The organism is Pseudoxanthomonas fibrivorans, from assembly GCF_041464125.1.
Taxonomy (GTDB): Bacteria; Pseudomonadota; Gammaproteobacteria; order Xanthomonadales; family Xanthomonadaceae; genus Pseudoxanthomonas.
In genome coordinates, this window is sequence record NZ_JBGNUG010000001.1 from 2,917,850 (window position 1) to 2,926,951 (window position 9,102).

The 9,102-nt window shown below is 69.8% G+C and carries 7 protein-coding genes; 4 read left to right on the plus strand and 3 right to left on the minus strand.

Annotation, left to right across the window (positions count from 1 at the left end):
• The first annotated feature begins 10 nt into the window (after positions 1 to 10).
• Positions 11 to 841, plus strand: a complete 831-nt coding sequence (locus ACA089_RS13435) for a 20S proteasome subunit A/B (RefSeq protein ID WP_372017558.1) — start codon at positions 11 to 13, stop codon at positions 839 to 841.
• A gap of 58 nt (positions 842 to 899) precedes the next feature.
• Positions 900 to 1,373, plus strand: a complete 474-nt coding sequence (folK, locus tag ACA089_RS13440) for a 2-amino-4-hydroxy-6-hydroxymethyldihydropteridine diphosphokinase (protein WP_372017794.1) — start codon at positions 900 to 902, stop codon at positions 1,371 to 1,373.
• Positions 1,374 to 1,411: 38 nt separating this feature from the next.
• On the opposite strand, the gene ACA089_RS13445 is transcribed toward folK, so the two are convergent.
• Entirely contained in the window at positions 1,412 to 2,149 is a 738-nt protein-coding gene (locus ACA089_RS13445; RefSeq protein WP_372017560.1) for a pteridine reductase, read from the minus strand.
• Between the two features lie 50 nt (positions 2,150 to 2,199).
• Here ACA089_RS13445 and ACA089_RS13450 point away from each other — a divergent pair, with 50 nt between their 5' ends.
• Together ACA089_RS13450 and ACA089_RS13455 are read left to right on the plus strand one after the other, a co-directional pair.
• Positions 2,200 to 3,384, plus strand: coding sequence for a class I SAM-dependent methyltransferase (locus ACA089_RS13450; RefSeq protein WP_372017562.1), 1,185 nt, complete (start codon positions 2,200 to 2,202; stop codon positions 3,382 to 3,384).
• Positions 3,381 to 3,764 carry a VanZ family protein gene (locus ACA089_RS13455; RefSeq protein ID WP_372017564.1) on the plus strand — a complete coding sequence of 128 codons (384 nt, stop codon included), beginning with the start codon at positions 3,381 to 3,383 and terminating at the stop codon, positions 3,762 to 3,764. Before ACA089_RS13450 ends, ACA089_RS13455 begins: the two co-directional genes overlap by 4 nt.
• A 50-nt stretch (positions 3,765 to 3,814) precedes the next feature.
• On the opposite strand, the gene ACA089_RS13460 is transcribed toward ACA089_RS13455, so the two are convergent.
• Both ACA089_RS13460 and ACA089_RS13465 read right to left on the minus strand, forming a co-directional pair.
• Positions 3,815 to 6,175 carry a family 20 glycosylhydrolase gene (locus ACA089_RS13460; RefSeq protein ID WP_372017566.1) on the minus strand — a complete coding sequence of 787 codons (2,361 nt, stop codon included), beginning with the start codon at positions 6,173 to 6,175 and terminating at the stop codon, positions 3,815 to 3,817.
• Positions 6,176 to 6,293: 118 nt separating this feature from the next.
• On the minus strand, positions 6,294 to 9,102 hold a 2,809-nt coding region (locus ACA089_RS13465; protein WP_372017568.1), incomplete at its 5' end, for a TonB-dependent receptor.

The following is a 9,102-nucleotide window of genomic DNA, read 5'->3' on the forward strand; positions in this document are numbered from 1 at the left end:
CGACCCGGACATGACCTACTGCGTCGGCATCGAAGTGGACGAAGGCCTGGTCTTCGCCGCTGACACCCGCACCAACGCCTCGCTCGACGACGTGCGCGTGCACCGCAAGCTGCACGTGTTCGACTATCCGGGCGAGCGCGTGTTCGTGGTGATGAGCTCGGGCAACCTGGCCACGACCCAGCTGGCGATCTCGCGACTGCGGCGCGACGCCGGGGATCCGGCCGCCACGCGCAGCCTGCGCACGTTCAAGCACCTCTTCGAAGTGGCCGAGTACGTGGGCGAGGTGCTGGTCGCCAGCCAGGTCCAGGCGCTCGACAGCGACCAGTACAGCGGCGTGAGCACCCAGGCCACGCTGATCCTGGGCGGGCAGGTCGCCGGCGAACGGCCCGGCCTGTACATGGTCTATCCACTGGGCAACTGCATCGCCGCTTCGCCCGAGACCCCGTACCTGCAGATCGGCGAATCCAAGTACGGCAAGCCGATCCTGGACCGGATCGTGCGGCCGGAGACCGCGCTGGAGGATGCCGCGCGCTGCGCGCTGGTGTCGCTAGACTCGACGATCCGCTCGAACCTGTCGGTGGGCCTGCCGATCGACCTGGCGCTGGTCCGCGCCGGCGACCTGCGGGTCAGCCAGCAGATGCGCCTGGAAGGCGACACGCCGCTGTACGCCGACATCCACGAGAACTGGTCGCGCAAGCTGGAGAACGCGGTGCGCACCTTGCCGCGGTTCCCGTGGGAGCCGGCGTTGCCGACCTCGGTCGAGGGCCTGGCGCTGCCACCGCTTCCGCCCCGGCGCGGGCCCGCGCGCCGCGACCCCGGCGACCAGTCGGCACAGCAGTAGCCGCGCGCCGACCGTGACCGCCTGCGCCGATCCAGCCGCCTCGCCGCGGTCCGTCGAGGTGCTGCTCAGCCTGGGCAGCAACATCGACCCCGAACGCCACCTGCAGGCGGCGATCGCCGAACTGCGCGCGATGTTCGGCGAGGTCGTGGTGTCGCCGGCCTACCGCACCGCGGCCGTGGGCTTCGACGGCGCGCCATTCGTCAATGCCGCCGCGGCGGTGCGCACGACGCTGCCGTTGCCGGCGCTGGAGGACTGGCTGCATGGACTCGAGGACCGCCATGGCCGCGATCGCAGCGGGCCGCGCATGTCCGACCGCACCCTGGACGTGGACGTCGTGTTCTACGGCGATGCCGTCGTGCGCGATGGCGCGCGGGTGCGGGTGCCGCGGCCGGAGCTGAAGCACGCCTTCGTGCTCAAGCCGCTGGCCGACATCGCGCCGGCGTTCCTCGATCCCCTCTCGGGCGCTTCCCTGGCCGACCTCTGGCGGGCGCACGCGCAGCACGGCGAACGCTTCGAGGTCGTCGCCCTGTAGTCCGTGGCGACGCCTGCGCGTGCGCGCGGGGCGCCGGACTACCGTTCGCGGCCGCCGTCGACGTGCACGACCTGGCCGGTGACGTAGCCGGCGTCGGCCGACAGCAGCCACGCCACCGCGGCCGCCACGTCCTCCGGCGCGCCGGCGCGGCCCAGCGCGGTCGCGTCGAGGATCGCCTGCTGCGCCCCGGGCGACGGGCCCTGTTCGGGCCACAGGATCGCGCCCGGCGCGACCGCGTTGACCCGCACCTGCGGCGCCAGTTCCAGCGCCAGCGCCCGCGTCAGCGAGACCAGCGCCGCCTTCGCGGCCGAGTAGGGGGCGTGGGTGGCCAATGGCCGGCCGGCGTACAGGTCGGCGAGGTTGACGATCGCGCCGCGCGCGGCACGCAGGTGCGGCGCGGCGGCCTGCGCCAGGAAGAACGGGGCGCGCGCGTTCACCGCGAACAGGTCGTCCCATTGCCGCGGCGTGGTGGAGCCGAGCGGGGTGGGATAGAAGTTGGATGCGTTGTTGACCAGCGCATCGAGCCGGCCGAAGCGGCCGACGGTGGCGGCCACCAGTTCCGGCAGCCGGTCGAATTCGCGCAGGTCGGCCTGCAGCACGTGCACGCTGCCAGGCCGGATCGCGTCCAGTTCCCCGGCAAGCGTCGCCACCTCGCCCTGCGAATGCAGGTGGTGCAGCGCGAGCGCATAGCCGGCGGCATGCAGGCGGCGGGCGATGGCCGCGCCGATGCGGCGCGCGGCGCCGGTGACCAGGACGACGGAATGGTCGGGAGTCATGCGCGATCTCGCTCGGCTATGCTGGCCATTGTCCCCGCCTGATGCGCCCGATGCACGCCGACCTGCCGCTCCCCGATCCCCTGGCCCTGCAGCACAGCGACCGGCTGGCGTCCCACCTGCGGGCGGAGATTGCCGCGGCGGGCGGCGCGGTCCCTTTCTCGCGCTTCATGGAGCTGTGCCTGTACGCGCCGGGCCTGGGCTACTACAGCGCCGGCAGCGCCAAGTTCGGCGGCGCCGGCGATTTCGTCACCGCACCGGAGCAGGGCCGCCTGTTCGCGGCGACGGTGTCGGGCGTGCTGGCGGTCGCGCTGCAGGCGCTGGGTCCGCACGCGCGGGTGCTCGAACTGGGCGGCGGCAGCGGCGCGTTCGCCGAGGTGGCGCTCAAGCGGCTGCTGCAACTGGATGCGCTGCCGGACCGCTACGCGATCCTGGAACCGAGCGCCGACCTGCGCGAGCGCCAGCGCGAGCACCTGGCGCGCACCCTCACGCCACCGGTCTTCGACCTGGTCGAGTGGCTTGACCGGCCGTTCGAGGACGACTGGGATGGCGTGCTGTTCGCCAACGAGGTGATCGACGCGCTGCCGACACCCCGGTTCACCCTGCGCGACGGCGAGGTGTTCGAGGAGCACGTGGCGCTGGACGGCGAAGGCCGCTTCGTCCGCACCGACCGTCCGGCCGACGCGTTGCTGGCCGCCGCGGTGCGCCACGTCGAGAACGGGGTCGGCGCGCCGTTCGCCGACGGCTACCGCTCGGAGCTGCTGCCGCAGCTGCCGTACTGGGTGCAGGCGGTCGCCGGGGGCCTGCGTTCTGGCGCGATGCTGTTCCTCGACTACGGCTACCCCCGCCGCGAGTACTACCTGCCGCAGCGCAGCGATGGCACGTTGCGCGCGTTCTATCGCCAGCACATGCACGAGGACGTGCTGCGCTGGCCGGGCCTGCAGGACCTCACCGCCTCGGTCGATTTCACCGCGCTGGCCGAAGCGGGCACCGGCGCGGGCTTCGACCTGGCCGGCTACTGCAGCCAGGCCAGCTTCCTGCTCGGCAACGGCATCGACCGCCTGCTGGCCGACGCCGAGGAGCGCACCGACGAGGCCGGTGCGATGCGGCTGCGCCAGGAACTCAAGCGCCTGACCCTGCCGGCGCAGATGGGCGAGCGCTTCCAGGCGATGGCCTTCACCCGCGACATCGACCTGGGTGCGGCGTTCCTGCTGGGTGACCTGAGCTGGCGCCTGTGACCAGCGCGCTGAAGCCGTTCCGCCGGCCGTGGTTGTGGCTGGGCCTCTGGTGGCTCGCGGTCATGGTGGTGGTCGTGCTCAGCCTCACGCCGCCGCCTGCGGTCGAGCTGCCGCGCCATGGCGACAAGGTCGAACACCTGCTGGCCTATGCCGTGCTCGCCGCGGCGGCGGTGCAGGTGTTCCGCCATGGCATGCCCCTGTGGCTCGCCGGCGCGGGCCTGGTCGGGCTCGGGATCGGCCTCGAAGTCGCGCAGGGTGCGCTCACCACCACGCGCATGGCGGATCCCGCCGATGCCGTGGCCAACGCGGCCGGGGTGGTCCTGGGCCTGTTGACGACGCTGACCCCGGGGCGCGACGCACTGCTGGAGCGGTTCCGCTAGAGCGGCGACGCGCATGGCGGAGATGCCGCCATGCGCGCCGCGTTTCCCGCTCAGCGCAGCTGCAGCGTCGCCCGGTCGAGCACCCACATCGTCGGCCGGGTGTCGCCGGTGAAGCGCAGGCACAGGTCATGCCTGCCGGCGATGTCCGCGGGCAGCTCGGCGACGAGTTCGACGAAGCCGTCGGTACCGGGCCGGGCCGGCAGCGGCACGCTGGCGATCCGCTCGCCACCGCAGCCGTCGGCGTGGATGTCGAGTTCGCCGTGGGCCGAGCGCGCCGGTTCGAAGCGGCGTGCCGGCTCGTCGTGGGCCAGCTGGAAGTAGTACGGGATCTTGCCGGCGCGCACCTTCACCGAGGCCACTCCGTCCAGGTCCGCGCCGTTCCACTGCCAGCACGGGTAGAAGATCGTGGTGTTGAAGATCGCACGCGCGCCGTCGGCCGGACCGTCGTCCTCGAGCCGCAGCAGCAGGCGACCGGCGTCGGGACAGGTCGCCAGCTGTTCGTCGGTGCGCGTCAGCATCGATGCGGCGTCGTAGGCGAAGGTCCGCGGCGCGGCCAGCGGCTTGCCGCCGGCGAAGGCCGATGCGCGCAGCTGCGCCGGCAGGGTCACGTCCACCGGCGCGGTGTACAGCGTCGACGTGGCGGTCGGCTCGCTGCCGTCGGTGGTGTAGCGCACCTCGTAGTCGAGCGGGTTGACCAGCGTGACCGCCGCGGTCCCGGCCTTGCGGTCGTCATCGGCGGTGGCGTCGACCTGGAACGGGGTCTGCGCATAGCCCACGCCCCAGCGCCGGTACCGTTCCAGCTGCGCGGGCAGGCGGCGCAGGAAGCCGGCGTAGTCCTTCTTCTCCTGCGGCGTCCAGCCGGTCTCGGCGACCGCGGCCAGGCGCGGAAACACGTTGTGCTGCAGCCGTTCGAAGGTGCGGGTGTGCTCGGTCCACATGTTCGCCTGCAGGCCGAGGATGTGCTTGCGCTGGCTTTCTTCCAGGTCCTTGGGCACCGGCTCGAACTCGTAGACCTGCTTCATCGGGATCGTCGCCGGGCGACCCGGCGGCTCGTCCGGCGAATGCGTCTGCAGGTAATCGAGGTACAGGTCGCCGGACGGCGACATCACCACGTCATGACCTTCGCGCGCGGCCTTCAGCCCGCCCTCGATGCCGCGCCACGACATCACCGTCGCCTCGGCGGGCATCGGCCCTTCCAGGATCTCGTCCCAGCCGATCAGGCGCTTGCCGTGCGCGGCCAGGTACTTCTCCAGCCGCGCGACCAGGTGGCTCTGCATCTCCATCTCGGTCCTGGCGCCGACTTCGCGCATGCGTTCCTGGACGCGCGGCGAGGCTTCCCACTGGTCCTTGACCGCCTCGTCGCCACCGACGTGGAAGTAGGTGCCCGGGAATAGCGGGATCAGTTCGCCGATCACGTTCTCCAGGAACTGGTACGTGCTCTCTTCGGTATTGAACAGGTTGGGGAACACGCCCCACTCGCTGGACGGCACCAGCTTCTGGTCGGTCGTGCCGAGTTCCGGGTAGGCGGCGATCGCCGCGGTCGCATGGCCGGGCTGGTTGATCTCGGGAACGATGGTGATGTGCCGGGCGGCGGCGTAGGCGACGATGTCGCGGACCTGGTCCTGGGTATAGAAACCGCAGTACTGGCGCGGCTGGCCGGTGGACGGCTCGATGCCGCCGTCGCCGGCCGGGATCCGGCAGCCGCCGACCTCGGTCAGCTTCGGGTACTGCTTGATCTCCACGCGCCAGCCCTGGTCGTCGGTCAGGTGCCAGTGCAGGGTGTTGAGCTTGTGCAGGGCCATCGCATCGATGACCTGCTTGACCTGCTCGACGGTCCAGAAATGGCGCGACGGATCCATCATGAATCCGCGCCAGCCGAAGCGCGGCGCGTCCTCGATCCGCAGGGCGGGCACGGTGATCGCTCCCGCGTCATCGGCGCTGGCCAGCTGCAGCAGGGTCATCGCGCCATAGAACAGGCCGGCGCTGCTGCCGGCGCTCACGGTCACGCCTTCCGGCGTCACCTCCAGCAGGTAGGCTTCGGGGCCGGCCGCCGCGCGCGCCGGATCAATCGCGAAGCGGATCGCGCCCTTCGCGTCCGCGCCGCCGGCAAGCGCGGGTTCCACGGCGAAGCCCTTGGCCAGCAGGCCGGCGAACTGGCCGGCGACGGTGCGGGCATCGTCGCCTTCGGCGAGCAGCGGCGTGGCGGCCGTCAGCACGAAATGGCCTTCCGCCGGCACGACACTGGCCGGCAGAGGAATCAGGGAAAGGCCCGGGACGGCCGTGGCCTGCGTCGCGGGCGGCACCTGCGAGTCGGTGTCGGCGGCCTGATGGCCGGTGCAGGCGGCCAGCACGGCGGCCACGCCGGCTGCGCACAGCAGGCGCGCGGGACGGGAAAAGCGGGGTCGGTTCATCGTCACTCCCTGGTGCGGTGGTGCGTTGCGGACATGCTCGTCAAGAAACGGAACGGGCCCGGATTCCTCCAGGCCCGCCCCGCAACGGACAACCTGCGCTGCCGTCATGTTGCCCTAATCAGAACTGCACGCGCAGGGTCGCCATGTAGCGGCGACCGGTGCGGTAGTCGCCACGGACCAGCTTCTCGGTGTTGGCGATCCCGTCGACTTCCGCGTACGTGTAGTAGTTGGAGTCCAGCAGGTTCATGCCGTCCAGGCTCACGCTCAGGAAATCGTTGACCTTGTAGGTGAGGTTGGCGTCCAGCGAGTCGTAGTCGTCGGTGACCAGGAAGTTGCCGCGGTCGACCTGGGTGTAGTACTTGGAACGCCAGGAGTAGGTGATGCGGGCGCTCCAGTCGTCGTTCTCGAAGAACGGGCTGACGTTGACCTGGTTCTTCGAGTTGTAGGGCAGCGGCTCGCCGTTGTCGCCTTCCGCATCGGCGTAGGTGTAGTTGGCAAGCACGCCCAGGCCGTTGTCGAAGGATTGCTGGAACGCGGCCGAGAAGCCCTGGATGCTGGCGTCGCCGGCGTTGTTCGGGCGCGAGACGCTGTAAACCGTGTCGCGGCCTCGACTCTGGTTGAAGTGGGTCTCGTCCTGGGTGGTGACCAGGATGTAGTCGGAGACGTCCTTGTAGAACAGGGTGCCGGCCAGGATCGAATTCTCGCTGAAATACCACTCGGCCGAGAAGTCCCAGTTGGTCGAACGGTACGGATCCAGCTCGGGATTGCCGCCGCCGCCGGTCAGGGTCTGGTCGCCCAGCCACAGGTAGCTGGACATGTCGCCGTAGTTCGGGCGCGACATCACCTGGGCCGCGGAGAAGCGGAGCACGACGTCGTCGGTCGCGTCGAAGGCGACGTTCACGTTCGGCAGGATGTTGTCGTAATCCTTCTTCACGCTGGTCGGCACGTAGGCGGTCGCCGGGCAAGCCTGGCCGGCGGTCGGCACGCCGCACGCCCAGCCCATGCTGTTGGACTCGGTCTGGACGTAGCGCACGCCGAAGTTGCCGCGGACGCGCTCCCAGCTGAAGTCACCCTGCACGTAGAAGGCGTTGATGTCCTCGGTCACGGTCCAGGTGTTGGCAGCGAACGAAGGATCATTGAACGTGCTGGGCACGGGCATCGTCTGCCACGGCGCCAGCCAGTCCCCGCTGAGAATGTAGTCCGCGAGCTTCCAGCCGTCGATGGTGAAGCGTTCGGACAGGTCGCCGGTTCCGCTGAAGCCGCTCAGGTAGTTGCCCGGCAGCGGGCGGGGATCGAACTGGTCGGCGGTCGCATCGCCGTAGCCCTGGATCGCCGCGAGGGAGACGCCTGCCATCGACTGGCCGGTTTCGTGCTCACGGCGCTTGGCGCCGAAGCGGACCTGGTAGACGGGCGAATCCAGGCGGATGCCGAAGTCGACCTGACCGTACTTCTCCTCGTCGCGGGTGGGCTTGGTGACGATGTTGCCGCCCCAGCCGGGCGCCCAGTTGTCCGGGCCTGGCGGATTGGTGTGCCAGGGGTTGGCGTAGCCGCCATCCATCCGGAAGGAGCTCGGATCCAGGAACGGATTGTCGCCCTGGAACGTCAGGCTGCGGTTGCCGCTGATGTCGTAGCTGTAGTCGGACCAGTTCAGGAACTCGCCGAAGACCTGGCGGCCGGTGCCGCCGGTGGCCTTGGAAGTTCCGAGGTGGGTCGATGCGAACCAGCGTTCATCGTTCCAGGTCGCCTTCAGGTCGTAGGAGTCGGTGTCGACGGTAGCCTGACGGTTGATCAGGTCGTAGACGACCAGGGCGTTCTCGAACGAGGCCTTGGTGATAACGCCACCCTCGATCGTCGCGTCGGTCAGCCGCATCAGGCTGTTGTACGCGTTGCCGTTGAACGCGAACATCGAGTGGCTGATGTTGTCGAAGTTCGCCTTGACGTCAAGCGCGTTGAACTCGATGTCCAGCTGGTCGACCGGCTTGAACTGCAACGCCACCGAGATGGTGTCGCGGGTGCGCTGTTGCTCGAAATAGTGGGCACTGACCGAATTGGGGCCGACCGCATCGAGGTTGTTGAGGATGGTCGTCGCGCAGGTGCCGGTGCAGGACGGCGGGAGCGTCGGCTGGCTGCCATCCGGGTTCGCAGGCACCGACCAGTCAGTCGGGCGGTTGTAGATCGAACCGAAGCTGTCGGTGCCGTATGCGTAGTTGCGTGCCGTCACCGTGCCGTAGGACTCGATGCCGTCGCGACGGATGCTTTCGTCGGCGCGCTGGGCCGCAACGATCACACCGAAGTTGTCGGCGTCGTTCTTCCAGCCCATCAGCAGCGAGACCTGCGGGTCGCCGTCCTCGACGCGGTCGTTGTACAGGTAGCCGATCTGGCCCGAGATCGTGGTCTTGTCGAGGTCCAGCGGCTTGCGGGTGATGATGTTGACGGTGCCGCCGATCGAGCCTTCGTCGACATGCGCCTCCGGCGACTTGTAGACCTCGACGCGGCCGACGATCTGCGGCGCGAGCAGCGAGTAGTTGAAGGTGCGGCCGGGCTGGTCGGTGATGAACCAGTCGGCCGAGGCCACGGTCTGGCCGTTGAGCAGGGTGCGGTTGAGCGCCGGGTCGGTGCCCAGGATCGAGACCTTCTCGCCCTGGCCGAACGCCTTGTCGATGGTCACGCCCGGGATGATCGTGATCGCCTCGGCCACGTTGGTCGCGGGGAACTTGCCCACGTCCTCGGCGGTCACCACGTCGACGATGTTGTCGGCGTCGCGCTTGGCGTCGAGGGCCTGCTTGAGGGACCCGCGGATGCCGACGACGGTGACGGTGTCCAGTTCGGTGGCGGTGGGCTCGGTGGCCGGAGCGGCGTCCTGCGCCTGGACCTGCACGGCGAAGCCCAGGCAGGTGACGATGGCGGCCGAAAGTACGGACTTGCGG

What these genes read in the sequence shown, in the direction of transcription:
- ACA089_RS13435 (WP_372017558.1), top strand. Translation starts at nt 11, where the DNA reads ATGACCTACTGCGTCGGCATCGAAGTGGACGAAGGCCTGGTCTTCGCC.
- ACA089_RS13445 (WP_372017560.1), bottom strand. Translation starts at nt 2,149, where the DNA reads ATGACTCCCGACCATTCCGTCGTCCTGGTCACCGGCGCCGCGCGCCGC.
- ACA089_RS13450 (WP_372017562.1), top strand. Translation starts at nt 2,200, where the DNA reads ATGCACGCCGACCTGCCGCTCCCCGATCCCCTGGCCCTGCAGCACAGC.
- ACA089_RS13460 (WP_372017566.1), bottom strand. Translation starts at nt 6,175, where the DNA reads ATGAACCGACCCCGCTTTTCCCGTCCCGCGCGCCTGCTGTGCGCAGCC.